The sequence below is a fragment of the Salmonella sp. SAL03688 genome (assembly GCF_046551895.1).
GTDB lineage: Bacteria > Pseudomonadota > Gammaproteobacteria > Enterobacterales > Enterobacteriaceae > Salmonella > Salmonella enterica.
In genome coordinates, this window is the sequence record NZ_JBGDVI010000003.1 from 53,553 (window position 1) to 80,147 (window position 26,595).

A 26,595-nucleotide genomic window follows, 5' to 3' on the forward strand; every position below is an offset into this window, starting at 1 on the left:
AGGAGACGCCATGAAAGAAAAGTCCTCCGTTGAGGTCAGACTGGATAAATGGCTGTGGGCCGCGCGTTTTTATAAAACCCGCGCGCTGGCCCGCGAGATGATTGAAGGCGGTAAGGTGCATTACAACGGCCAGCGCAGTAAGCCGAGCAAAATCGTCGAGCTGAACGCAACCCTTACCCTGCGTCAGGGAAATGACGAACGGACGGTGATCGTTAAAGCCATCACCGAACAGCGCCGTCCGGCCAGCGAAGCCGTCGCTCTGTATGAAGAGACGGCGGAAAGCGTGGAAAAACGCGAAAAAATGGCGCAGGCGCGCAAGCTTAACGCCCTGACCATGCCGCATCCGGACAGGCGACCGGACAAGAAAGAGCGCCGCGACCTGTTACGATTTAAACACGGCGACAGCGAATAACTGTCACCCGCAAGAGAGATGATTATGCCGCAACATGACCAATTACATCGTTATCTGTTTGAAAACTTTGCCGTTCGCGGCGAGCTGGTGACCGTTTCGGAAACCTTGCAACAGATCCTCAACAATCATACCTACCCGCAGCCGGTGAAAACCGTACTGGCCGAACTGCTGGTCGCCACTAGCCTGCTGACCGCGACGCTGAAGTTTGCCGGTGACATTACGGTACAGCTCCAGGGCGACGGGCCGTTAAGCCTGGCGGTGATCAATGGCAATAATCAGCAGCAGATGCGCGGCGTGGCTCGCGTTCAGGGCGATATCCCTGACAATGCGGATCTCAAAACGCTGGTTGGCAACGGCTATCTGGTGATCACCATTACGCCGGAAGAGGGTGAACGCTATCAGGGCGTGGTGGGTCTGGAAGGCGATACTCTGGCGGCGTGCCTGGAAGATTACTTCCTGCGCTCCGAGCAGTTGCCGACGCGCCTGTTTATCCGTACCGGCGATGTCGACGGTAAACCGGCGGCAGGTGGAATGTTGCTTCAGGTGATGCCGGCACAGAACGCGCAGGCGGAGGATTTCGACCATCTGGCTATGTTGACGGAAACCATTAAAAGCGAAGAGCTGCTGACGTTACCGGCAAATGACGTGCTGTGGCGTTTGTATCACGAAGAAGAAGTCACGCTCTACGATCCGCAAGATGTTGAATTCAAATGCACCTGTTCACGCGAACGTTGCGCGGGCGCGCTGAAAACATTGCCGGATGAAGAAGTGGACAGCATTCTGGCGGAAGAAGGTGAAATCGATATGCACTGCGATTACTGCGGCAATCATTACCTGTTCAATGCGATGGATATCGCGGAGATCCGTAACAACGCCTCTCCTGCCGATCCACAGGTTCATTAATCGCCTTTCAGTCGACAACATCATTGCCTGATGGCGCTGCGCTTATCTGGCCTACAGCATCCCGCTCCGTAGGCCGGATAAGGCATTTATGCCGCCATCCGGCAAAAAGCTTACTCGTTGTAGTAATCCACATCCAACCGCTGACCATCAACAATGATATCGCGCCAGGCTTTGGGGGCTGAGTCTAACTGATGCCCGGCAATCGCGTGCAACAGTTGCGTCTTAGAAAACCCGTCCGGCAGTCGGGCGAACGCTTTCTGCGTCCATTTCCCCTCTTTTAAGCCGTAGACCTGGCTCTCGGCAACAATAAAGTTATACAGCACCTGCTCAGGCTGACCGTCGCCGTTAAGATCCTGACTCACCAGCACGCAGGCATCCGGTTCAAGGCAGGAATCGTCCGAATAACTCTGCTCTTTGACAAACGCCCAAAATGCGGCATCCGGCTTCTGGCTACCGGGCGCAATCATCACCACCCGCGCTAAATCGTCCGCCGTCGGAGAGACCTTATTTCTCTGCAAAAACGTCATCAGTTTACGATTGCGCTTTCTGTTCTGCGTAAACGCCTCGTCATCCCGCAACGATTTCAGCGCTTCCTGGCCAGGTTTGCCGCTGTGATCCAGCATATACAGGCTGATCTGATCCGCAGTAATTTTACCGCTATGGTAACGCGCCATATGGCTGTTGACGCTAATACGCCAGACATCAAGTACAGGCGAGGCCAGCAACAGCAATATCACCAGCGTCAACAAAGAGACGCTCAGTATCACCTTGCCTTGCCACTCACCAGGGTCGCGTCCGCGGCGTAACAGACCGATCAGATAACCGAAGGACCATACCAGCAAGACAGACGCCGTCAGCGCGCCATACAGACGATCCGGCGTCCAGCCGTATTGCTGAATGCGTACCCATAACGCCCAGCCCGCCAGCAGCATATATATCGGGGCAACGCACAGCGAGGCGCTAATCATGCCGCGTAGTACGCGCGGATAGGGTAATACGCGCTTTTGCGGTTCATTGACAATCGCCACGAGGAGCAGCAGCATCAGCGTCAGCGTGGATAGCAGCCCCGCAGCGGAAACACGCGCAGAAATTGCCTCCAGTCCGGTAAAGGGTAACGTCACAATAAACAGCAATGCCAGCAGCGACACCACCGGCAGTAAACCCGTCGCGATCAGCGTCAGCAGCTTTTGCACCGCCGCCACAAGGCGCGACTGCGTGCGGGCGAGAATGACCGCCAGCGCCGTAATCAGGCCGATGGTCACATAAATAAAGGCTTCAGTTTCAAAGAAAAGGGTGCTGAAAAAGCGGATGCCCACCAGCCTGAATAGCGCGCTCCAGAGCAGAAGCACCAGCCAGAACAGTCCGTTGGCGACCAGGACGATAAACAATGTCAGTACGTTATGCCATAACCGCAGATAAAACTGGGGATAACGCGCCGAACCGGTTTGCGAATGTAACTGATATTGCATCCAGGGTAAGACCAGCATCGCCATCAACACAAGCCGGAGACCATACAGCCAGAGGAGCTCGGCCAGGCGCCATTTCTCCACCGTCTCAACCTGCCATTTCAGCCAGCCGCTCATTGCCAGCACGACCACAAAGGTCAGCCCCAGCCAGCCCCACAGCGCGCGCTGTTTAAAAGAGACCACGGTAAGCAATAGCATTGACGACAACGCTATCGTCGCAGGCATACCATAGAACAGCCAGTCGCTATTTTGTGGTACCAGCCAGGCCATCAGCAGGTAGCACAAGACGCCCTGCAGCAAACCGGTGAGCAACATCCCCCAGCGAGTAGTACGTGAAAGCGCTACACTTTCCATGTCGTTATCCAGAATGATGAGAAAGTCGCATTATTGCATCATCTGTTCACCGCCAGGCGTCGTCATGCATAATTCAGAAAAAAACGCAGAGAGGTGAATCGATATTGTTAATGTTGGTGTTACGTAACTTTCTTACATGAATGCGATTACAGTCACATTATGTCGGTCAAAAACACTTCCTTTTAACGTTTTCAGAACATTTTCCACAACAAAAGTAGGTTTCCTGCCATAATAACCGCCGCTGCGTGACAGGAGTCACAGTGTTTTTCGTCAATCGTGATTTTGTCCAGATACGTAAATCTATGAGCCTTGTCGCGGTTAACCAACCTCAAAAAACCTTACTATTTTCGGTAATATATATTGGCTAAGGAGCAGTGATATGCGCGTTAACAATTTAACCCCGCAAGATCTCAAGGCTTATGGTATCAACGACGTCCAGGATATCGTTTACAATCCCAGCTACGACACCCTTTATCAGGAAGAACTTAATCCTGGTCTGGAAGGCTATGAGCGTGGCGTGTTAACTAACCTGGGCGCTGTTGCCGTTGATACCGGTATTTTTACCGGTCGTTCGCCTAAGGATAAGTATATTGTTCGCGACGACACCACGCGTGATACGCTGTGGTGGTCCGATAAGGGTAAAGGTAAAAACGATAATAAGCCGCTTTCCCAGGAAACCTGGCAACACCTGAAAGGTCTGGTGACGCATCAGCTTTCCGGTAAACGCTTATTCATTGTTGATGCGTTCTGCGGCGCAAATGCCGATACGCGTCTTTCCGTGCGCTTTATTACGGAAGTCGCCTGGCAGGCCCACTTCGTTAAAAATATGTTCATTCGCCCAACGGACGAAGAGCTGGTAGGCTTCAAACCTGACTTTATTGTCATGAACGGCGCGAAGTGCACCAACCCGCAGTGGAAAGAGCAAGGGCTGAACTCGGAAAACTTCGTGGCGTTCAACCTGACTGAACGTATTCAGCTTATTGGCGGCACCTGGTACGGCGGCGAAATGAAAAAAGGAATGTTCTCGGTAATGAACTACCTGCTGCCGCTCAAAGGTATCGCCTCAATGCACTGTTCCGCCAACGTGGGTGAAAAAGGCGATGTCGCGGTCTTCTTCGGCCTTTCCGGTACCGGAAAAACCACTCTGTCCACCGACCCGAAACGTCGTCTGATTGGCGATGATGAGCACGGTTGGGATGACGACGGCGTGTTCAACTTTGAAGGCGGCTGCTACGCCAAAACCATCAAACTGTCGAAAGAAGCGGAGCCAGAAATTTATCAGGCGATTCGCCGTGATGCGTTGCTGGAAAACGTCACCGTGCGTGAAGACGGCACCGTTGATTTCGACGATGGTTCCAAAACCGAAAACACCCGCGTCTCTTACCCGATCTATCATATCGATAACATCGTTAAGCCCGTGTCCAAAGCAGGTCACGCCACCAAGGTTATCTTCCTGACGGCGGATGCTTTCGGCGTGCTGCCGCCGGTTTCCCGTTTAACCGCTAACCAGACGCAGTACCACTTCCTGTCGGGTTTCACCGCTAAACTGGCCGGCACCGAACGCGGCGTCACCGAACCGACCCCCACCTTCTCCGCCTGCTTCGGCGCCGCGTTCCTGACGCTGCACCCGACGCAGTATGCTGAGGTGCTGGTGAAACGTATGCAGGCAGCAGGCGCGCAGGCTTATCTGGTTAACACCGGCTGGAATGGCACCGGCAAACGTATCTCCATCAAAGATACGCGCGCAATTATCGACGCCATTCTGAACGGTTCTCTTGATAACGCGGAAACCTTCCGTCTGCCGCTGTTCGATCTGGCGATCCCGACTGAACTGCCAGGCGTGGATACCCACATTCTCGACCCGCGTAACACCTACGCGTCGCCGGAACAATGGCAGGAAAAAGCCACCGCGCTGGCGAAACTGTTCATTGAGAACTTCGAGAAGTATACGGATACCCCGGCAGGCGAAGCGCTGGTTAGCGCCGGACCGAAGCTGTAAGGAACAGGCCGGATGGCGGCTTTGAACGGCGTCATCCGGCGTTGAGAAGAAAGGGAGGGTAATACCTCCCTTTCTTATGCCTCTTTTGTCGTCCCCTGGACGCGAGCCACAGGAACCGGTAGCCAGGCGCGAATTGACAATCCGCCACGCTCGCTGGTGCCAATCTCCAGCATCCCGTTATGGTTATCGATAATGCGCTGCACAATCGCCAGCCCCAGCCCTGTGCCACTGGTGCTACGGGCGCTGTCGCCACGCACAAAAGGCTGGAACAGATGTTTACGCTGCTCCGGCTTAATGCCCGGCCCGTCATCTTCTACCTGAAACCAGGCGCGATGCGACTCGGTGCCGCTGCTGACCTTAATCCAGCCGTTGCCATAGCGGGCAGCATTGACCACCATATTCGCCACCGCGCGCTTAATTGAGAGCGGGTGCATTTTCACCTGGATGCTCCCTGCCTGAAGCGCAGTGTTAATCTCACGCTCATAGCCGCTTTCCGCCGCAATCACCTCGCCCAGCACGGAATTGAGATCCGCCATCTCCATTGGCATTTCCTGACCGGTACGCAGATAGTCAATAAACTGTTCGATAATGGCGTTACACTCTTCGATGTCTTTATTGATCGACTCCGCGAGATAACCGTCTTCCTCGCCCATCATCTCCGTCGCCAGACGAATACGGGTCAGCGGCGTGCGCAAGTCGTGGCTGACGCCCGCCATCAATAGCGTACGGTCATCGGCCAATTGTTTCACGCCGGCTGCCATATGGTTAAACGCCCGAGTCACAGAGCGCACCTCAGAGGCGCCATATTCACGCAGCGGCGGCGGAATAATTCCCTTCCCTACCTGCAGGGCGGCATGTTCAAGATCCACTAACGGTCGATTCTGTATACGAATAAACAGCCACGCGCCGCCTATCGCCAGGAGCATGATCGCCAGCGTGTAACGGAAAAGCGGAGAAAAATCGCCCTGATGAATCTCGGTCAGCGGCACGCGCACCCAGATATTGGGCGACAGCCAGGTTTTGAGCCACACGACGGGCGAGCTTTTGTTGACCTCAACGCGCACTTCCGTCGGGCCGCCTAATTGCTGCGCCATCTGGTGGCTTAAGAATTCGTAGTGTTGCGCCCAACGCAGCCCGGCCTCTTCGGCGGCTTCGTTGGTGTAGAGAGAGATCCCCAGCTCGCGATAGATTTCCCGGCGAAACGCAGGCGGCACGACTAACTGCGTGCCGTCCTCCAGTTGCAGCTTATCGGTCATCAGCATACGGACTTCGTAAGCCAGAACCTTATTAAACTGCTGGAGGCTCGGCAAAATCGCGAAGTTCAGCACCACCAGGTAGGTCGTCACCAGGCTGACGAACAGCAAGGTGACGATGAGCAACAGCGTGCGGGCAAATGAACTTCGCGGCGAGAAGCGCATTCGCCTCATGCTTTAGAACCGTCCGGTACGAAGACGTAGCCCAGGCCCCATACGGTCTGAATATAACGCGGATGTGCCGGATCTTCTTCCACCATACGGCGCAGGCGGGAGATCTGGACGTCGATGGAGCGTTCCATCGCGGAATACTCGCGGCCACGGGCCAGATTCATCAGCTTATCGCGAGAGAGCGGCTCGCGCGGATGGCTGACTAACGCTTTCAGTACCGCAAACTCCCCGCTGGTCAGCGGCATCGGTTCATCTTCACGGAACATCTCGCGCGTACCGAGGTTCAGTTTAAACTTACCGAACGCGATAACGGCCTCTTCCTGCGACGGCGCGCCGGGCAGTTCGTTTGCCTGACGACGTAACACGGCGCGGATACGCGCCAACAGCTCGCGCGGGTTAAACGGTTTAGGAATGTAGTCATCGGCGCCGATTTCCAGCCCGACGATACGGTCAACTTCTTCACCCTTCGCCGTGACCATAATGATCGGCATTGGATTACTTTGACTACGCAGGCGACGACAAATCGACAGACCATCTTCACCTGGCAGCATTAAATCCAGTACCATGAGATGGAAAGATTCACGGGTCAGCAGACGATCCATCTGCTCGGCGTTAGCGACGCTTCGAACCTGGAAGCCCTGCTCGGTCAGATAACGTTCCAGTAGCGCCCGCAGACGCATATCGTCATCAACCACCAGAATCTTATAATTCTCTTGCATTGTCTGTACTCCCAAAGGTTCGCAACAAATGTAAGTGTGTATTCTTAAAAAAGCTCACGTGAGTCACCAGCAAATTCTGGTATGAATTTCAGGCTAAATTGTTACAAAGCATATTTAACAGCAGCTTAAATATACAATTAATCGGCAACCCCATTATTTATTCTGTCGGGACGATCACGTTATACCCCGTGTGCGCAATATCGACAGCAAAGGTAAATCAACGAGATGAAAACGCCCCTGATCACCCGCGAAGGGTACGAAACACTCAAACAAGAGCTCAATTATCTCTGGCGTGAAGAGCGCCCGGAGGTCACCAAAAAAGTGACCTGGGCTGCGAGTCTGGGCGACCGCAGCGAGAATGCCGACTATCAGTATAATAAAAAGCGCCTGCGTGAGATCGACAGACGCGTCAGATATCTGACCAAATGCATGGAAAATCTCAAAATCGTGGATTATTCCCCGCAGCAGGAGGGCAAAGTCTTCTTCGGCGCCTGGGTGGAAATTGAAAATGATGACGGCGATACGCTGAAGTTCCGCATTGTCGGCTACGATGAAATTTTCGGACGTAAGGATTACATCTCTATCGACTCGCCGATGGCGCGGGCGCTACTGAAAAAAGAAGTGGGCGATCTGGCGGTGGTCAACACCCCTGTCGGCGAAGCAAACTGGTACGTCAATGCGATCGAATACGTCAAATAAGACAAGAAGAATCCTAAGCCCCCGCTGATGGCTGGCATTTTTGCCAGCCAATCCGTATAACTATCCCCTGATTTTTATCCTGAAGACGAAGCTAACCCATGATGAATGATTCTTTCTGCCGCATTATTGCGGGTGAAATCCAGGCAAATGCCGGACAGGTTGAAGCTGCCGTTCGCCTGCTTGACGAAGGGAACACCGTGCCGTTTATCGCACGTTATCGTAAAGAAATCACCGGCGGTCTGGATGACACGCAGTTGCGTAACCTGGAAACGCGTCTGGGCTATCTGCGTGAGCTGGAAGACAGGCGTCAGGCCATCCTCAAGTCCATTTCCGAACAAGGCAAACTGACCGATGAGCTGGCTGGCGCCATCAACGCTACGTTAAGTAAGACCGAGCTCGAAGACCTCTACCTGCCCTATAAACCTAAACGCCGCACCCGTGGACAAATCGCCATTGAAGCCGGCCTTGAGCCGCTGGCCGATCTGCTCTGGAACGAGCCGTCCCACGATCCTGACGTGGAAGCGGCAAAGTACATTGATGGCGACAAAGGCGTGGCGGACACGAAAGCCGCGCTCGACGGCGCACGCTACATTCTGATGGAGCGCTTTGCCGAAGACGCCGCATTGCTGGCGAAAGTGCGTGATTACCTGTGGAAGAACGCCCATCTGGTCGCCACCGTCGTGAGCGGCAAAGAGGAAGAAGGGGCAAAATTCCGCGACTATTTCGACCATCATGAGCCCATTGCTAACGTCCCGTCTCACCGTGCGCTGGCCATGTTCCGTGGTCGTAACGAAGGCATTCTGCAACTTTCGCTCAATGCCGACCCACAGTTTGATGAGCCGCCGAAAGAGAGCTACTGCGAGCAAATCATCATGGACCATCTCGGCCTGCGGCTAAATAACGCCCCGGCGGATAGCTGGCGCAAAGGCGTAGTGAGCTGGACGTGGCGTATCAAAGTCTTAATGCACCTCGAAACCGAACTGATGGGCACCGTGCGCGAACGTGCGGAAGATGAAGCGATTAACGTGTTTGCCCGTAACCTGCACGACCTGCTGATGGCAGCTCCCGCAGGCCTGCGCGCCACGATGGGCCTTGATCCTGGCCTGCGTACCGGCGTAAAAGTCGCTGTCGTTGACGGCACCGGCAAGCTGGTGGCGACGGATACCATTTATCCGCATACCGGTCAGGCGGCCAAAGCGGCTACCGTGATCGCCGCGTTGTGCGAAAAATACCACGTCGAACTGGTCGCGATTGGCAACGGTACGGCCTCGCGTGAAACCGAACGCTTCTATCTCGACGTACAGAAACAGTTCCCGAACGTGACGGCGCAGAAAGTGATCGTCAGCGAAGCGGGGGCGTCCGTGTATTCCGCTTCTGAGCTGGCGGCGCAGGAGTTTCCGGATCTCGACGTCTCCCTGCGCGGCGCGGTCTCTATCGCCCGTCGTCTGCAGGATCCGCTGGCGGAACTGGTGAAAATCGATCCGAAATCCATCGGCGTCGGCCAATATCAACACGATGTCAGCCAGACCCAGTTGGCCCGTAAACTGGATGCGGTGGTCGAAGACTGCGTAAACGCCGTCGGCGTCGATTTGAATACCGCCTCCGTACCGCTGCTGACCCGCGTCGCAGGCTTAACGCGCATGATGGCGCAAAACATCGTCGCCTGGCGCGATGAGAACGGTCAGTTCCAGAACCGCCAGCAACTGTTGAAGGTGAGCCGTCTGGGGCCGAAAGCGTTTGAGCAGTGCGCGGGCTTCCTGCGTATTAACCACGGCGATAACCCGCTGGATGCGTCCACCGTCCACCCGGAAGCCTATCCGGTTGTCGAACGCATTCTGGCGGCGACGCAGCAAGCGCTAAAAGATCTGATGGGCAACAGCAACGAATTGCGTCACCTCAAGGCCGCTGATTTTACCGACGATAAATTCGGCGTGCCGACCGTGAGCGATATCATCAAAGAGCTGGAAAAACCGGGCCGCGACCCGCGTCCTGAATTTAAAACCGCGCAATTCGCCGATGGCGTCGAAACCATGAACGACCTGCTGCCGGGGATGATTCTGGAAGGGGCGGTCACTAACGTCACTAACTTCGGCGCGTTTGTCGATATCGGCGTTCATCAGGATGGCCTGGTGCATATCTCCTCGCTCTCGAATAAGTTCGTTGAAGATCCACACACCGTGGTGAAAGCGGGCGACATCGTGAAGGTGAAAGTGCTGGAAGTGGATCTGCAACGTAAGCGTATTGCGCTGACGATGCGTCTGGACGAACAGCCCGGCGAAACCGCCGCTCGCCGCGGCGGCGGCGCCGATCGCGCGCAGGGCAACCGCCCGGCATCAAAAGCGGCGAAACCGCGCGGTCGTGACGCCCAGCCAGCCGGTAACAGCGCCATGATGGACGCGCTGGCTGCGGCAATGGGGAAAAAACGCTAATCGGGTAATACGCAGGCCGGGTTACTTCTTATCCGGCCTGCGATTTTGCAATACGTCCAACCCTTTCTTTTTTAATTAACAATTAAATCTTACCCATTAGAATCTGTTAATTAATTTCCTTCTGCTATCCGCACTATTAATTATCACTTTATTAACAGATGAAACCTTAATTAAACATTAAAAACGGTGAATATTTGCACATTAGGGGTATTTGCAAAAAGACAAATAAATGTTGAGCCATATCAACATCGGCGCAAATTATCGCTTATTTGTACATTCCGTCACATTTTAATCGTTGAAGATAGAAACCATTCTCATTATCATTGTGTTGTTGATTATTTACTCTTTCCTTCGTTGGCTAAACATCGGGTCTCCTGCCGCCCCCCTGAGCGCCGCATGAGGTATACATCCAGTTAGTAAGAAACAAGTAGGTCGTATGCAATTCACTCCTGACACTGCGTGGAAAATCACCGGCTTTGCGCGTGAAATCAGCCCGGCGTATCGTCAAAAACTGCTTTCGCTCGGCATGTTGCCCGGCTCTTCATTTAATGTCGTCCGCGTCGCGCCCTTAGGCGATCCGATCCATATCGAAACACGACGCGTGAGTCTGGTTTTGCGTAAAAAGGATTTGGCGTTAATAGAAGTGGAAGCGGTTTCCTGTTAATACAGTGAGTCTATAAAAATGAAAAAATTAACCATTGGTTTAATTGGTAATCCTAATTCCGGCAAGACCACCTTATTTAACCAACTCACCGGCGCGCGTCAGCGCGTGGGGAACTGGGCGGGCGTCACCGTCGAGCGTAAAGAGGGCCAGTTCGCGACAACTGACCACCAGGTCACGCTGGTAGATTTACCCGGCACCTATTCTCTGACGACCATCTCGTCACAAACCTCTCTCGACGAACAGATCGCCTGCCACTACATCCTGAGCGGCGACGCCGACCTGTTGATAAACGTTGTGGACGCCTCCAATCTGGAGCGCAACCTCTATTTGACGCTGCAACTGCTGGAGCTGGGTATCCCCTGTATTGTCGCGCTCAACATGCTGGATATCGCCGAAAAACAGCAGGTTCGTATTGATGTCGACGCTCTGTCCACGCGTCTGGGTTGCCCTGTCGTACCGCTGGTATCGACTCGCGGCCGCGGTATCGAGGCGCTGAAACTGGCCATTGACCGTCACAACGCTAACGACAACGTCGAACTGGTGCATTATGCCCAGCCGCTGCTGCGCGAAGCAGGTTTCCTGGCCGACGCGATGGCCCAGGAGATGCCTTTACAACAGCGCCGCTGGCTGGGTCTGCAAATGCTGGAGGGCGATATCTACAGCCGGGCTTACGCAGGCGAGGCGGCGCAAAACCTGGACACCTCCCTGGCCCGTCTGAAGGACGAAATGGACGACCCGGCGCTGCATATCGCCGACGCCCGTTACCAGTGTATCGCCGCTATTTGCGACGTGGTCAGCAATACCCTGACAGCCGAACCCAGCCGCTTCACCAGGGCGGTCGATAAAATTATCCTGAACCGCTTCCTCGGCTTACCGATTTTTTTGTTCGTGATGTACCTGATGTTCCTGCTCGCCATTAACATCGGCGGCGCGTTGCAACCCCTGTTTGATGCCGGTTCCGTCGCCATCTTTATTCATGGCATTCAATGGATTGGCTACACGTTGCACTTCCCGGATTGGTTAACCATCTTCCTGGCGCAAGGTCTTGGCGGCGGGATCAATACCGTCCTGCCGCTGGTGCCGCAAATCGGGATGATGTACCTGTTCCTCTCCTTCCTTGAAGACTCCGGTTATATGGCGCGCGCGGCCTTCGTCATGGATCGCCTGATGCAGGCGCTGGGACTACCGGGTAAATCCTTCGTGCCGCTGATTGTCGGCTTCGGCTGTAACGTGCCTTCCGTGATGGGCGCCCGCACGCTTGACGCTCCGCGCGAACGTCTGATGACCATCATGATGGCGCCGTTTATGTCCTGTGGCGCGCGCCTGGCGATTTTCGCCGTCTTTGCCGCCGCCTTCTTCGGGCAAAACGGCGCGCTGGCGGTCTTCTCGCTGTACGTGCTGGGTATTGTCATGGCGGTATTAACCGGCCTGATGCTGAAGCATACCATTATGCGCGGCGAAGCCTCTCCGTTTGTGATGGAGCTGCCGGTTTACCACGTCCCGCATATCAAGAGCCTGATCATCCAGACCTGGCAACGCCTGAAAGGTTTTGTACTACGCGCCGGTAAAGTCATTATCATCGTGAGTATTTTCCTGAGCGCGTTTAACAGTTTCTCGCTGAGCGGCAAAATCGTCGATAACATTAATGACTCCGCCCTCGCCTCTGTAAGCCGGGTCATCACGCCAGTCTTTAAACCGATCGGCGTCCATGAGGATAACTGGCAAGCGACCGTAGGTCTGTTTACGGGCGCCATGGCGAAAGAAGTTGTCGTCGGTACGCTGAACACGCTCTACACCGCCGAAAATATTCAGGACGAAGCGTTTAATCCTGCCGACTTTCACCTCGGCGATGAACTGCTGGGCGCGGTTGACGATACCTGGCAAAGCCTGAAAGACACCTTTAGCCTGAGCGTACTGGCTAACCCGATCGAAGCGAGTAAAGGCGACGGCGAAATGGCGACCGGCGCGATGGGCGTGATGGATCAAAAATTCGGCAGCGCCGCGGCGGCGTACAGTTACCTGATTTTCGTCCTGCTTTACGTACCGTGTATCTCGGTAATGGGCGCTATCGCCCGCGAGTCCAGCCGCGGCTGGATGGGCTTCTCCATCCTGTGGGGACTGAATATCGCCTATTCGCTCGCCACGCTGTTCTACCAGGTTACCAGCTTCAGTCAACACCCGACATACAGCCTGATCTGTATTCTGGCAGTGATCGTCTTTAACGTTGTGGTGTTAAGCCTGTTGCGCCGCGCCCGCAGCCGTGTAGACATTGAACTGCTGGCAACCCGCAAAAACGTCAGTTCCTGTTGTTCGGGCACTGCGGGCAATTGTCACTAAGGGATGTAAAAAATGGCTTCATTGATACAGGTTCGCGATCTACTGGCGCTGCGGGGGCGTATGGAGGCAACGCAGATCAGCCATACGCTGCACGCTCCGCAGCCCATGATCGACGCCATGCTGAATCAACTGGAGATCATGGGTAAAGCGGTACGTATCCCGGAAGAAGCGGACGGCTGCCTTTCAGGCAGCTGTAAAAGTTGTCCGGAAGGTAAAGCCTGCCTGCGCGAATGGTGGGCCTTGCGTTAGCCTTCGCCGGGTAGCGACGTAACGCGTCTTATCCGGCCTTTATCCCGCGTTATGTTGCCCGGTACGCGTCACGCTGCCGGGCAATTTTGCGTCATTCCTTCCACAAAGATGAAAGCGTTACCGCCGTGCGCATTTATCTCCCCACGCGCCTCGCAAGCGCACTAATCCTCTACTGCAATCAGCCCGGTCTGCGCGTAGTGTCACGCCATTGAACTTCACCGATGACGGATCGATATGGCGACCTCAACAACATCCACGCCGCATGACGCGGTATTCAAACAGTTTCTATGCCACCCCGATACTGCACGGGATTTTTTGGAAATTCATCTCCCGACGACATTACGTCAAATCTGTAATCTGAATACGTTACGGCTGGAGTCCGGTAGCTTTATTGAAGAGGATTTACGCCCCCATTATTCCGATATTCTTTGGTCGCTGGAAACAAGTGAAGGTGAAGGTTACATTTACGTGGTTATTGAACATCAGAGTACGCCGGACGCGCATATGGCATTTCGGCTGATGCGTTACGCAATGGCTGCAATGCAACGGCACCTGGAGGCCGGGCATAAGACGTTGCCGTTAGTGGTGCCAATGCTGTTTTATCACGGAAACCGCAGCCCGTATCCGTTCTCATTATGCTGGCTGGATGAATTTGCCGACCCGGTGATGGCGCGTAAGCTATACGCCACCGCCTTTCCTCTGGTCGATATTACGGTCGTGCCGGACGACGAGATTATGCGGCACCGACGGGTCGCGCTGCTGGAACTCATACAAAAACACATCCGCCAGCGTGATCTGATGGGGCTTGTCGAACAGCTGGTCGCACTGCTGGTTAAGGGATACGCTAATGACACCCAGCTTCAAAGTTTGTTTAATTACATGATGCACACTGGCGACGCCGCACGCTTCAATACGTTTATCCGCCAGGTGGCTATGCGTATCCCACAGCATAAGGAGAAGATCATGACTATCGCAGACAGATTACGTCAGGAAGGACATCGTAACGGGTTACAGCAAGGCAAGCAGGAAGGCCAACGGCTCGCCGCATTGCGCATTGCCCGCTCCATGCTAAACGATGGTTTCGATCGCGATACCGTGCTTAGGGTTACCGGGCTGGCGCCTGCCGATCTGGCGTCTGAAAGTCATTAATCTGGCAGAATGGCCTGTGCCCGGCAACGCCCTGGTTACAGCGATGATTTTAACGTCATCAGCGCCTGACAAAACGCCGCCGGATGCGAGATAAACGGCGCATGGGCCGCCTTCGCCATTATCTGTGATGTACTGTGCGGCCATAACGTATCGAGCAAAGGCACGATTTTACGCGGCACCAGACCGTCCAGATAACCATACAAACGCAAAAAGGGCATGTTCACATTTTTAAGCGCTTCTCGTAGATCGACCGTTTTTAAGATTTCCAGTCCGCCATTGAGCACGTCTACATCCGGCATAGGCTGCGCCAGCACCACGCTTTTTAAGGTGCGGGCATCCTGACGCGCCGTCTCCGTCCCTAACGTTTGCAGCGCCAGAAAACGCTCCACCGTGCGCTGAAAATCGTCGCTAAGCTGCTGCTGGAATCCGCCGAGGATTTCCGGTTTTATTCCCGGCCACCCCTCACGCGCGCTAAAGCATGGCGAAGAGGCGACTGTCACCAGCGCCTGAACGCGTTCAGGGTGGGTGAGCGCCATCTGACTCGCCACCAGGCCACCCAGGCTCCAGCCAAGCCAGATAGCCTGGTCCGGCGCGTTTTTCGCTACCTGCGCCGTCATCTCTTCAAGCGTCATGGCGCCAAACCCCGAGCTGCGACCATAGCCCGGCAAGTCGACCAGATGCAGCGTAAAATGCGAGCCGAGTTCCTCGCGAATGCAATGCCATACCTCCGCGTTCAATCCCCATCCGTGCAGCAGCACAAGATGACAATTTCCCTCGCCGTAGGTCTGCCACCAGATGTCATTCATCAGTTACTGTTCTCTTTTGTCTAACAAGGATGCACCTATGCTAACAGTACCGGGATTATGCTGGCTATGCCGAATGCCGCTGGCGTTAAGCCACTGGGGGATTTGTTCCGTATGCGCGCGCGCCGTCCGCCAGCGCGTCAGCCTGTGTCCGCAATGTGGATTACCCGCCGCGCATCCTTCGCTCCCCTGCGGTCGCTGCCTGCAAAAACCGCCGCCCTGGCAGCGTCTGGTGAGCGTCAGTGACTATACGCCGCCCTTGAGTTTACTGGTGCATCAGCTTAAATTTACCCGCCGCAGCGAAATTGCCGCCGCACTGGCGCGTCTACTGTTGCAGGAAGTCCTCATGGCGCGCCGCAGCACTGGCTTGCAGCTTCCCGACAGAATCGTCAGCGTTCCGCTCTGGTCGCGCCGACACTGGCGGCGGGGATTTAACCAAAGCGATCTGCTATGCCAACCGTTAGCGCGCTGGCTTGGCTGCGCGTGGGACAGCCAGACCATCACGCGGGTACGGGCGACCGCAACACAACATCATCTCAGCGCCAGGTTACGTAAGCGCAATTTGAAAAACGCGTTTCGCCTTGAATTGCCGGTACAGGGTCTCCATATGGTTATTGTGGATGATGTCGTCACTACCGGAAGTACCGTCGCGGAAATCGCGCAACTGCTTTTGCGCAACGGCGCAGCGACTGTCCAGGTATGGTGCCTGTGTCGAACCTTGTAGAGCCTCGATGATGGGCGTATTATAACCAACTAAAATAGTCAACTATTAGGCCATTACTATGATCCGTATTTCCGATGCTGCACAAGCGCACTTTGCCAAACTGCTGGCAAATCAGGAAGAAGGGACGCAAATCCGCGTATTTGTCATTAATCCCGGCACTCCTAACGCAGAGTGCGGCGTTTCTTATTGTCCGCCCGACGCCGTAGAAGCCACCGATACTGCACTAAAATTTGACCTGTTGACCGCTTATGTCGACGAGCTGAGCGCGCCCTATCTGGAAGACGCGGAAATTGATTTCGTGACCGACCAGCTAGGTTCTCAACTCACATTGAAAGCGCCAAACGCGAAGATGCGCAAAGTGGCCGATGACGCGCCGCTGATGGAGCGCGTGGAATATGCTCTGCAATCGCAGATTAACCCACAGTTGGCGGGCCACGGCGGTCGCGTCTCGCTGATGGAAATTACCGATGAAGGCTATGCAATTCTGCAGTTTGGCGGCGGTTGTAACGGTTGCTCGATGGTTGACGTCACGCTGAAAGAAGGGATCGAGAAACAGTTGCTGAATGAATTCCCGGAACTGAAAGGGGTTCGCGATCTGACCGAACACCAGCGCGGCGAGCACTCATACTACTAAGATTTTCCCCGCATCCATGCCCGATGGCGCTTGCGCCTGTCGGGCCTTATCTGCCCCACCGTAGGCCGAATAAGGCGTTTACGGCGCAATCAGCCACCTCTCAGAACAATGGTCCTTCTTCTTTCGCCGATAACATGACCTGTGTCTCATAATTTAAATTTTGCCTGCCAGGGTCATTTTCAACACCCATATGTTACCCGTATCATTCTTATGGGCACCTAACATCCATATAACATCTGACTACGCTCATTCGTTTCAACGGTAATCAGTATTGGTGCTATTGCGACTCTGTTCCCGTCGGGAACAACAGGAATTTGTCGTCGAAACAATGACGTTACCCATAACAAAGTAAAGGCCAGGTAAATCATGCCATTAGTCATCGTTGCTATCGGTGTTATCTTGTTACTTCTTCTGATGATCCGCTTCAAAATGAACGGATTTATCGCCCTTGTCCTGGTAGCGCTCGCTGTCGGGTTGATGCAGGGAATGCCTCTGGATAAAGTCATCGGCTCCATCAAAGCCGGTGTCGGTGGTACGCTTGGCAGTCTGGCCCTGATTATGGGGTTCGGCGCCATGCTGGGCAAAATGCTTGCCGACTGCGGCGGCGCTCAACGTATCGCCACTACCCTGATCGCGAAATTTGGTAAAAAGCATATTCAGTGGGCCGTAGTGTTAACCGGCTTTACCGTCGGCTTCGCTCTGTTCTATGAAGTGGGCTTCGTTCTGATGCTGCCGCTGGTATTCACCATTGCCGCAGCGGCGAATATCCCGTTACTGTACGTCGGCGTGCCGATGGCCGCGGCGCTCTCCGTCACACACGGCTTCCTGCCGCCGCACCCGGGTCCAACCGCAATCGCCACGATTTTCCATGCCGATATGGGTAAGACGCTGCTGTTTGGTACGATTCTGGCGATCCCGACCGTGATCCTTGCCGGACCGGTTTACGCCCGTTTCCTGAAAGGCATCGATAAGCCGATCCCGGAAGGCCTGTACAGCGCGAAAACCTTTACGGAAGAAGAGATGCCGGGCTTTGGCGTCAGCGTCTGGACGTCGCTGGTTCCGGTGATTCTGATGGCGATGCGTGCGGTTGCCGAGATGATTCTGCCAAAAGGCCACGCTTTCCTGCCTGTTGCCGAGTTCCTGGGCGACCCGGTAATGGCTACGTTAATTGCCGTACTGATTGCGATGTTCACCTTTGGCCTGAACCGCGGGCGTTCCATGGATCAGATTAACGATACGCTGGTCTCTTCCATCAAAATTATCGCCATGATGCTGCTGATCATCGGCGGCGGCGGCGCGTTCAAGCAGGTGCTGGTCGATAGCGGCGTGGATAAATACATCGCTTCAATGATGCATGAAATCAATGTCTCTCCGCTGTTGATGGCGTGGTCTATCGCGGCGGTTCTGCGTATCGCGCTGGGCTCTGCGACTGTCGCGGCGATTACCGCAGGCGGCATTGCGGCGCCGCTGATCGCCACTACCGGCGTTAGCCCTGAACTGATGGTTATCGCAGTCGGTTCCGGGAGCGTGATTTTCTCTCACGTCAACGACCCGGGCTTCTGGCTATTCAAAGAGTATTTCAATTTGACTATCGGCGAGACCATTAAATCCTGGTCGATGCTGGAAACGATCATCTCCGTCTGCGGCCTGATCGGCTGTCTGCTACTGGGTATGGTGGTTTAAGCGAGGCGGCTTGTAGGCCGGATAAGGTAGCAATGTGCGCCAGGATTGCCTGATGGCGCTGCGCTTATCAGGCTTACGTGCTCTCACCATCATAAAGCCGGGGAAATCCCCGGCTTTATTACTTCTTCTTCGCGGCCGCTTTTCGGCGCTTATCCAAATCCTTAATCAGCTTGTTTACGCCCTCATCGGCAAACATGGCCTCAAGAGATGCAGACAATTTCCGCCGCCAGTTTTTATACTGATCGCTGGTGCCCGGTACGTTAACCGGATCGGCCATATCCAGCCAGTCCTCCGGCTGAAGCCCCAACAGACCGCTGTTACTGTCGGCGATGTAGCGCTGAAGCCCGCGATTTAGCGTTGGCGTCATAGACATTAACGATGCCTTATGCCCGGCGCGTTTTGGTAGACAGCCATATTTATGCAGCGCGTCCAATAGCCCCTGTTTCGCCCGCTCGCGATCCTCATACAGCCCGCGCAGAATCACTTCATCCGGATAAAGCCCCAGAGCTTTACCCAACGTCAGGTCACCGCATTCCCAATAGCCGCGCAGCGTGGGGAGATCGTGCGTCGAGGCGACAGCCATCGATTGTTGCGGATACGCGCCTGGCGCGCGGAAGTTTTTCTCAAGGTCATTTTCAAACCACAGCACTTTATAAGAATAGACCCCGCTATCGCGCAGCTTGCCGACAATCTCAACTGGCACCGTCCCCAGATCTTCGCCTATCACCATACAACGGTGACGTTGGCTCTCCAGCGCCAGAATAGCCAACAGATCGTCAACCGGATAATGGACGTAAGCCCCCTGATCCGCTGTTTCGCCATACGGTATCCACCACAGACGCAGCAACGACATAACATGGTCAATGCGCAACGCGCCGCAGTTTTGCATATTGGCGCGCAGCAGGTCGATAAAGGGCTCATAGGCCCGGGCGACAATAATATGCGGGTCCATTGGCGGCAGCCCCCAGTTCTGACCGAGCGGGCCGAGGATATCCGGCGGCGCGCCGACAGATGCTTTCAGGCAGTACAGCTCCCGATCGCACCAGGTTTCCGCGCCGCCTTCCGCTACGCCAACCGCCAGATCGCGGTACAGACCAATCGGTAGTTTAAAACTCTGGCAAGTATCCCAGCAGGCGGCGAATTGGCGCCAGGCCAGCCACTGAAGCCAGAGGTAAAACTCCACCTCTTCGCGGTGCGCTTCACAGAATTGTTTGACAGCGGGAGACTCTACCGACTGGTACGCCTCCGGCCAGGCTGGCCAGCCCCAGCGCTGCTCATCCTCTTTTACCTGATACGCATGCAGCGCGTCGAATGCCGCCTGCCAGTAAAGGCTCTCGCCTTCGCGGGCGATAAAGTGACGAAACTCCGCCATTTGCGCATCGTCGCGAGCGGCAAACCGCGTCCACGCCATCCGCAGCGCCGTGATTTTCAGCGCGGTAACGGTAGCGTAATCCACCCATTGCGCATCGCGCGCCTGTCGCAGCTTTTGCTGTGTGGCGGACATTTGCCACCATGCCTGCGCCTCTTCGCTCAGGCGGAAATCTTCGACGGCGTTGACGTCGATATATATCACGTTCAGCCAGCGACGAGACGAGGGGCTGTAGGGACTGGCGCTCTCCGGATTCGCCGGATAAAGCGCGTGGATCGGGTTCAGGCCGATAAACGCGCCGCCGCGTGTCGCCACGTCGACCAGCATCGACTTCAAATCGCCGAAATCGCCAATACCCCAGTTTTTTTCTGAACGCAGAGTATAAAGCTGGACGCAGGCCCCCCACAGTTTTTTCCCTTCCAGCAGCGCCTGCGGCTCATAGCATCGCGGCGGGGCGACGATAATCCGGCAGTGCGTACGCTGTTCATCCTGGGTCAACGTCAGGGTGTGGTAGCCCTCCGGCAATGTAGCCGGAAGGTTAAGTTTTTTACCGCCCGTCACGCGCCCTTTGTAATGCACGCCCTCTTCCGTAGTCAGCAGCCAGGCAAACTCACCGCGCCCCTCTACCGGCAACGCCATTTGTTTACCCGCGGTATAAACCTTCACATTCGGCACGACCGCCTGTGGTCCTGTTGTCGTGCCGTGCATCGCCGCCAGCAAACGTCTCTTGGTTTCAGCGCCAATAGACTGCGGTTTGCCATGAGCATTGATGTAACTGGGGCTGATCCCCGCCGCCAGCGCGGCACTATCGAGACGTTTATTTTCCATCGCGCTCCCTTAGCGTTTTGCCTGCCAGATACGGGCCTGATAATCGCGAATAGAGCGATCGGAACTGAACATACCGCAGCGCGCGGTATTGAGGATCGCGGCGCGCGTCCACGCTTCCTGGTCGCGATACAGCGCATCCACCTGCTTTTGCGCCTCGACATAAGCGGCGAAGTCCGCCATGACCAGGTACGGATCGCCCCCCTGTTTGCCGAGGCTATGCAGCATCTGGTCAAAGGCATGTTTATCGCCATCGCTGTATTGACCGCTTTCCAGCTCTTTTAGCACCGCATCCAGCACTTTGTCTTTTTTACGCCATTTCACCGGATCGTAGCCTTTGGCTTTGAGCGCCTTGACCTCTTCCACAGTATGGCCAAAGATAAAGATATTCTCTTCACCCACCTTCTCAGCGATTTCAACGTTAGCGCCGTCCAGCGTTCCCACTGTCAACGCCCCGTTCAGCGCCAGTTTCATGTTGCCGGTGCCGGACGCCTCTTTCCCGGCAGTGGAAATTTGCTCGGAAATATCCGCCGCCGGAATGAGCATTTCCGCCACCGAGACGCAGTAATCCGGCAGGAAAACCACCTTCAGCTTATCACCCACCGCCGGGTCGTTATTAATGGCTTCCGCAACCTTATTGATAGCAAAAATGATGTTCTTCGCCAGGTAATAGCCCGGCGCCGCCTTCGCGCCAAACAGGAATACGCGCGGTACGCGGTCGGCCAGCGGGTTTTCGCGGATCTCTTTGTACAGCGCCAGAATATGCAACAGATTCAGATGCTGACGCTTGTACTCATGCAGGCGTTTGATCTGAATATCAAAAATCGCATGGCTCGAAATCTCAATCCCGGTACGGGCCTTGATGAATTTCACCAGCCGTTCTTTGTTCGCCCGTTTGATGTCGCGATACTGCTGACGGAACTTCGCATCGTCAGCGTATTTTTCGAGGTTGATCAACTGGTCGAGATCGTTAGCCCACTCTTTTTTCAGCGTTTTATCCAGCAACGCCGCAAGCTGCGGATTGCACTGTTTGATCCAGCGACGCGGCGTAATGCCGTTGGTGACATTGTGGAATTTGTTCGGCCAAAGCTGGTGATATTCAGGGAACAGATCTTTCACCACCAGATCGGAGTGCAGCGCCGCCACACCGTTGACCGCAAAGCCACTGACCACGCACATATTGGCCATGCGCACCTGACGGTCATGCACCACCGCCAGTTTTGCCCATACCTGCTTATCGCCAGGCCAGGTGTTATCGACCAGCGTCTTAAAGCGGTCGTTAATCTGCTTGATAATCTGCATATGACGCGGCAACAGCGCTTTGATTAACCTCTCGTCCCAGCACTCCAGCGCTTCTGGCATCAGGGTGTGGTTGGTGTAGGCGAAGGTTTTGCTGGTGATAGCCCAGGCGTCATCCCAGCTCAGCTGGTGCTCGTCAATCAGCACGCGCAGCAGTTCCGGAATGGCGATGGTCGGGTGAGTATCGTTCAACTGAATGACCTCGTAATCCGCCAGCTCATGCAGTTTGCGTCCGGCCAGATGGTGGCGACGCAGAATATCCGCTACCGAGCAGGCGCACTGGAAGTATTGCTGCATCAGGCGCAGTTTTTTGCCCGCCGTGTGGTTATCGTTGGGATAAAGCACCTTCGTCAGTTTTTCCGCATCGATACCCTGCTGTTCCGCCCGCAGGAAAGCGCCGTCGTTGAATTTGGTCAGATCAAACGGATGCGCGTGGGTCGCCTGCCACAAACGCAGCGGTTGCGCGACGCCGTTACGATAGCCTAACACCGGCAGATCCCAAGCCTGGCCTGTAATCACAAAACCTGGCTCCCAGCGCCCTTCTTTGGTGACTTTACCGCCGATCCCAACCTGGACGTCCAGCGCCTCGTTGTGGCGGAACCACGGATAGCTGCCGCGATGCCAGTCATCCGGCGCTTCCATCTGCTTGCCTTCAACAAATGACTGACGGAACAGCCCATACTGGTAGTTCAGACCATAGCCCGTAGCGGACTGCCCGACGGTGGCCATCGAATCGAGGAAGCAGGCGGCCAGACGTCCCAGACCACCGTTGCCGAGCGCCGGATCGACTTCCTCTTCCAGCAGATCGGTCAGATTAATATCGTGCGCTTTCAGTACATCGCTAACGTCCTGGTACCATCCCAGATTTAACAGGTTATTTCCCGTCAGGCGGCCAATCAAAAATTCCATCGAAATGTAGTTCACATGACGCTGGCCTTTCGTCGGCTGCGCTACCGGTTGCGCGCTCAGTAATTCCGCCAGCGCGCCGCTAACGGCCTGCCACCACTGACGAGGCGTCATGTCGGACGCCGACAGTAAACCGAAACGCTGCCACTGACGCGTCAGGGCGGCCTGGAATTGATCTTTATTGAAGGTTGGCTGTGACATAGGAAATCCGTCCTCGGGTAATAAAACAACGTTATCGCTAGTTTGCCAGGCTCGATGTTGACCTTCCTCCTCCCGGCACTGATTAGGGAGGGAGGAGGAGCGGGGATGAGCATAAAAGTGTGATCGCCGCCACTTACCCCTGTATAAACGCGCCGATTCCTGTCAACGACCCCCAGTGTTACGCATAATCAAATGAATAAACAGAAATAACAGTAAATCGCGAAGGGGTATTTTCGAAAGATTATATGAACGCCGAAATAGTTTCTTACCTGAAATATTCAGTGGCGGGAGATTCACTCACTAAACATAATTAATTAAACGCCTGGTATCGCCATTGTGTTAAATCCGGATGATGTCCAGGACATTATTTACAATAACGGAAATATGACCTCAGCCCAGCTCTGACGCTCGTTTCAACCGAGCCGAATACTTTTTTAATACCGTTATTTAGAATTGTGACAGAGTGCAAATTCAGACACATAAAAAGTCTGCTTAGCTTGCATTAAAATGCTTTCTGGCCGACCTTATATCTATTAATTACGAAGCGCAAAAAAAATCGCAGTTCCCCCCATTTCCCACAGTGAAGTGATTGCTATGTTGATTCCGTCTAAATTAAGTCGTCCGGTTCGTCTCGACCATACCGTGGTTCGTGAGCGGCTGTTGGCTAAACTTTCCGGCGCGAACAATTTCAGGCTCGCCCTGGTAACCAGTCCTGCTGGCTATGGGAAAACCACGCTTGTCTCACAGTGGGCGGCGGGCAAAAATGAATTAGGCTGGTACTCTCTCGACGAAGGCGATAACCAGCAAGAGCGATTCGCCAGTTACTTAATTGCCGCTATCCAACAGGCCACCGGCGGACACTGCTCGACCAGCGAAGCGATGGCGCAAAAACGTCAGTACGCCAGCCTGACGTCCCTCTTCGCACAGCTCTTTATTGAACTGGCGCAGTGGCATCGCCCGCTTTATCTGGTGATTGACGACTACCATTTGATTACCAATCCGGTGATTCACGACGCGATGCGCTTTTTCTTACGGCATCAGCCGGAAAATTTCACCCTGGTGGTGTTATCGCGTAATTTGCCGCAACTGGGCATCGCTAACCTGCGCGTGCGCGATCAGCTGTTGGAAATCGGCAGCCAGCAGTTGGCTTTTAACCATCAGGAAGCAAAGCAATTTTTTGACCGTCGTCTTTCGTCGCCCATTGAAGCCGCTGAGAGCAGCCGCATGTGCGACGATGTGGCCGGTTGGGCCACTGCGCTACAGTTGATCGCCCTCTCCGCGCGCCAGAACCATACCTCTGCGCATCACTCCGCCCGCCGTCTTGCCGGGATTAATGCCAGCCACCTTTCTGATTATCTGGTGGACGAAGTACTGGATAACGTGGATGTCAGCACCCGACATTTCTTACTTAAAAGCGCGATCTTACGCTCAATGAATGACGCGTTGATCGTGCGCGTGACCGGCGAAGAAAATGGCCAGATGCGGCTGGAGGAGATTGAGCGTCAGGGGTTATTCCTGCAACGCATGGACGACACAGGCGAATGGTTTAGCTATCACCCGTTGTTTGGTAGCTTTCTGCGCCAGCGTTGCCAGTGGGAACTGGCGGCGGAACTGCCGGAGATCCACCGTGCGGCCGCGGAAAGCTGGATGGAACAGGGTTTTCCCAGCGAAGCTATACATCATGCGCTGGCGGCGGGTGACGCGCAAATGCTACGCGATATCCTGCTTAACCATGCGTGGGGGCTGTTTAATCACAGTGAACTGGCGCTGCTGGAAGAGTCATTAAAAGCGCTGCCGTGGGAAAGCCTGCTGGAAAATCCGCGGCTGGTGTTGTTACAGGCCTGGCTGATGCAAAGCCAACACCGCTACAGCGAAGTGAATACGTTGCTGGCGCGCGCCGAGCAAGAGATCAAAGGGGTCATGGACGGCACGCTACATGCTGAATTTAACGCGCTGCGCGCCCAGGTCGCCATCAACGACGGCAATCCGGAAGAGGCTGAGCGGCTGGCGAAACTGGCGCTGGATGAGCTTCCTCTCGCCTGGTTTTATAGCCGCATTGTCGCGACCTCCGTTCACGGTGAAGTGCTGCACTGTAAAGGCGATCTCAGCCAGTCTTTATCGCTGATGCAGCAAACCGAACAAATGGCGCGCCATCATGACGTCTGGCATTACGCGCTGTGGAGCTTAATTCAACAAAGCGAAATTCAGTTCGCCCAGGGATTCCTGCAGGCCGCATGGGAAACGCAGGAGAGAGCCTTCCAGTTGATCAAAGAGCAACATCTGGAACAACTGCCGATGCATGAGTTTCTGGTACGTATCCGCGCGCAATTGCTGTGGGCGTGGGCGCGCCTTGACGAAGCGGAGGCCTCGGCGCGCAGCGGTATCGCTGTGCTGTCCACCTTCCAGCCGCAACAACAGTTGCAGTGCCTGACGTTACTGGTGCAGTGCTCGCTGGCGCGCGGCGATCTGGATAATGCCCGTAGTCAGCTTAACCGACTGGAAAATTTATTAGGCAATGGTCGTTATCACTGCGACTGGATCTCTAACGCTGATAAAGTGCGTGTCATTTACTGGCAGTTAACCGGCGACAAAAAATCCGCCGCCAACTGGTTACGTCATACGCCCAAACCGGCGTTTGCCAATAACCATTTTCTGCAAGGGCAATGGCGGAATATCGCCCGCGCGCAGATCCTGCTGGGCGAATTCGAGCCTGCGGAAATCGTGCTGGAAGAGTTAAATGAGAATGCCCGTAGCCTGCGCTTAATGAGCGATTTAAACCGCAATCTGCTGTTACTCAATCAGCTTTACTGGCAATCCGGGCGGAAAAACGATGCCCAGCGCGTATTGCTTGATGCCTTACAGCTCGCCAACCGGACCGGATTTATCAGCCATTTTGTGATTGAAGGCGAAGCCATGGCGCAACAATTGCGTCAGCTTATCCAGCTCAATACGCTGCCGGAGATGGAGCAGCATCGCGCGCAGCGCATCCTGCGAGAGATTAACCAACATCACCGGCATAAATTCGCCCATTTTGACGAAGGCTTCGTCGAGCGCCTGCTTAACCATCCGGATGTCCCGGAGCTTATTCGCACCAGCCCGCTCACCCAGCGTGAATGGCAGGTGTTAGGGCTTATCTATTCCGGTTACAGCAACGAACAGATTGCCGGCGAACTGGCGGTAGCCGCAACCACCATTAAGACGCATATCCGCAACCTCTACCAGAAACTCGGCGTCGCGCACCGTCAGGACGCGGTACAGCACGCACAACAGTTGCTGAAGATGATGGGGTACGGGGTTTAACGTGTGCCTGATAACGCTTCGCTTATCAGGCCTGCAGAGTCATTTTA

Annotated in this window: 19 protein-coding genes; 13 read left to right on the forward strand and 6 right to left on the reverse strand. The window is 54.8% G+C overall.

Going from position 1 to position 26,595, the window contains the following annotated elements; all coding sequences use genetic code 11:
- The first annotated feature begins 10 nt into the window (after positions 1–10).
- Together hslR and hslO are read left to right on the forward strand one after the other, a co-directional pair.
- Positions 11–412 carry a ribosome-associated heat shock protein Hsp15 gene (hslR, locus tag ACLJR2_RS03760; RefSeq protein WP_000660721.1) on the forward strand — a complete coding sequence of 134 codons (402 nt, stop codon included), beginning with the start codon at positions 11–13 and terminating at the stop codon, positions 410–412.
- Between the two features lie 24 nt (positions 413–436).
- On the forward strand, positions 437–1,315 hold the full coding sequence (gene hslO / locus ACLJR2_RS03765; protein ID WP_024134183.1) for an Hsp33 family molecular chaperone HslO: 879 nt from the start codon (positions 437–439) through the stop codon (positions 1,313–1,315).
- Between the two features lie 110 nt (positions 1,316–1,425).
- Here hslO and ACLJR2_RS03770 read toward each other — a convergent pair whose 3' ends face one another.
- Positions 1,426–3,135 carry a DUF4153 domain-containing protein gene (locus ACLJR2_RS03770; protein ID WP_000446458.1) on the reverse strand — a complete coding sequence of 570 codons (1,710 nt, stop codon included), beginning with the start codon at positions 3,133–3,135 and terminating at the stop codon, positions 1,426–1,428.
- Positions 3,136–3,514: 379 nt separating this feature from the next.
- On the opposite strand from ACLJR2_RS03770, the gene pckA reads away from it, so the two are divergent.
- Positions 3,515–5,134 carry a phosphoenolpyruvate carboxykinase (ATP) gene (gene pckA / locus ACLJR2_RS03775; protein ID WP_001265691.1) on the forward strand — a complete coding sequence of 540 codons (1,620 nt, stop codon included), beginning with the start codon at positions 3,515–3,517 and terminating at the stop codon, positions 5,132–5,134.
- A gap of 74 nt (positions 5,135–5,208) precedes the next feature.
- Here the strand turns inward: pckA and envZ are convergent, their stop codons facing one another.
- Together envZ and ompR are read right to left on the reverse strand one after the other, a co-directional pair.
- Positions 5,209–6,561, reverse strand: coding sequence for a two-component system sensor histidine kinase EnvZ (gene envZ, locus ACLJR2_RS03780; protein WP_001253818.1), 1,353 nt, complete (start codon positions 6,559–6,561; stop codon positions 5,209–5,211).
- A complete protein-coding gene (ompR, locus tag ACLJR2_RS03785) occupies positions 6,558–7,277 on the reverse strand; it encodes a two-component system response regulator OmpR (RefSeq protein WP_001157751.1) in 720 nt (239 codons plus the stop codon). Before ompR ends, envZ begins: the two co-directional genes overlap by 4 nt.
- Positions 7,278–7,502: 225 nt before the next feature.
- On the opposite strand from ompR, the gene greB reads away from it, so the two are divergent.
- The 6 genes from greB to ACLJR2_RS03815 all read left to right on the forward strand — a co-directional run bounded on the left by greB (position 7,503) and on the right by ACLJR2_RS03815 (position 14,804).
- Positions 7,503–7,976, forward strand: a complete 474-nt coding sequence (gene greB, locus ACLJR2_RS03790; RefSeq protein ID WP_000856695.1) for a transcription elongation factor GreB — start codon at positions 7,503–7,505, stop codon at positions 7,974–7,976.
- A 98-nt stretch (positions 7,977–8,074) separates the two neighbouring features.
- Positions 8,075–10,405, forward strand: coding sequence for a Tex family protein (locus tag ACLJR2_RS03795; protein ID WP_000980661.1), 2,331 nt, complete (start codon positions 8,075–8,077; stop codon positions 10,403–10,405).
- A gap of 436 nt (positions 10,406–10,841) precedes the next feature.
- Complete coding sequence (gene feoA, locus ACLJR2_RS03800; protein WP_001160955.1) at positions 10,842–11,069, forward strand: ferrous iron transporter A; 228 nt, start codon at positions 10,842–10,844, stop codon at positions 11,067–11,069.
- A gap of 18 nt (positions 11,070–11,087) precedes the next feature.
- The gene (gene feoB, locus ACLJR2_RS03805) at positions 11,088–13,406 is read left to right on the forward strand and encodes a Fe(2+) transporter permease subunit FeoB (protein ID WP_000736983.1); all 2,319 of its coding nucleotides are present in this window, start codon (positions 11,088–11,090) and stop codon (positions 13,404–13,406) included.
- Between the two features lie 12 nt (positions 13,407–13,418).
- Complete coding sequence (gene feoC, locus ACLJR2_RS03810) at positions 13,419–13,655, forward strand: [Fe-S]-dependent transcriptional repressor FeoC (protein WP_000157587.1); 237 nt, start codon at positions 13,419–13,421, stop codon at positions 13,653–13,655.
- Between the two features lie 234 nt (positions 13,656–13,889).
- A complete protein-coding gene (locus tag ACLJR2_RS03815) occupies positions 13,890–14,804 on the forward strand; it encodes an Rpn family recombination-promoting nuclease/putative transposase (protein ID WP_000235955.1) in 915 nt (304 codons plus the stop codon).
- A gap of 35 nt (positions 14,805–14,839) precedes the next feature.
- Here the strand turns inward: ACLJR2_RS03815 and bioH are convergent, their stop codons facing one another.
- Positions 14,840–15,610 carry a pimeloyl-ACP methyl ester esterase BioH gene (bioH, locus tag ACLJR2_RS03820; protein ID WP_000998144.1) on the reverse strand — a complete coding sequence of 257 codons (771 nt, stop codon included), beginning with the start codon at positions 15,608–15,610 and terminating at the stop codon, positions 14,840–14,842.
- 37 nt (positions 15,611–15,647) lie between these two features.
- Between bioH and gntX the strand changes: the two genes are divergently transcribed.
- From gntX to gntT, 3 genes are all read left to right on the forward strand, one after another.
- Positions 15,648–16,331 carry a DNA utilization protein GntX gene (gene gntX / locus ACLJR2_RS03825; RefSeq protein WP_000958733.1) on the forward strand — a complete coding sequence of 228 codons (684 nt, stop codon included), beginning with the start codon at positions 15,648–15,650 and terminating at the stop codon, positions 16,329–16,331.
- 58 nt (positions 16,332–16,389) lie between these two features.
- The gene (gene nfuA, locus ACLJR2_RS03830; RefSeq protein ID WP_000619387.1) at positions 16,390–16,965 is read left to right on the forward strand and encodes a Fe-S biogenesis protein NfuA; all 576 of its coding nucleotides are present in this window, start codon (positions 16,390–16,392) and stop codon (positions 16,963–16,965) included.
- A gap of 366 nt (positions 16,966–17,331) precedes the next feature.
- The gene (gntT, locus tag ACLJR2_RS03835) at positions 17,332–18,648 is read left to right on the forward strand and encodes a gluconate transporter (RefSeq protein ID WP_001131738.1); all 1,317 of its coding nucleotides are present in this window, start codon (positions 17,332–17,334) and stop codon (positions 18,646–18,648) included.
- Positions 18,649–18,766: 118 nt separating this feature from the next.
- Here gntT and malQ read toward each other — a convergent pair whose 3' ends face one another.
- A complete protein-coding gene (gene malQ / locus ACLJR2_RS03840; protein ID WP_000428731.1) occupies positions 18,767–20,845 on the reverse strand; it encodes a 4-alpha-glucanotransferase in 2,079 nt (692 codons plus the stop codon).
- A 9-nt stretch (positions 20,846–20,854) separates the two neighbouring features.
- A complete protein-coding gene (gene malP, locus ACLJR2_RS03845) occupies positions 20,855–23,248 on the reverse strand; it encodes a maltodextrin phosphorylase (protein WP_000082249.1) in 2,394 nt (797 codons plus the stop codon).
- Positions 23,249–23,842: 594 nt separating this feature from the next.
- Between malP and malT the strand changes: the two genes are divergently transcribed.
- A complete protein-coding gene (gene malT / locus ACLJR2_RS03850; protein WP_000907030.1) occupies positions 23,843–26,548 on the forward strand; it encodes an HTH-type transcriptional regulator MalT in 2,706 nt (901 codons plus the stop codon).
- Positions 26,549–26,595: the final 47 nt, after the last annotated feature.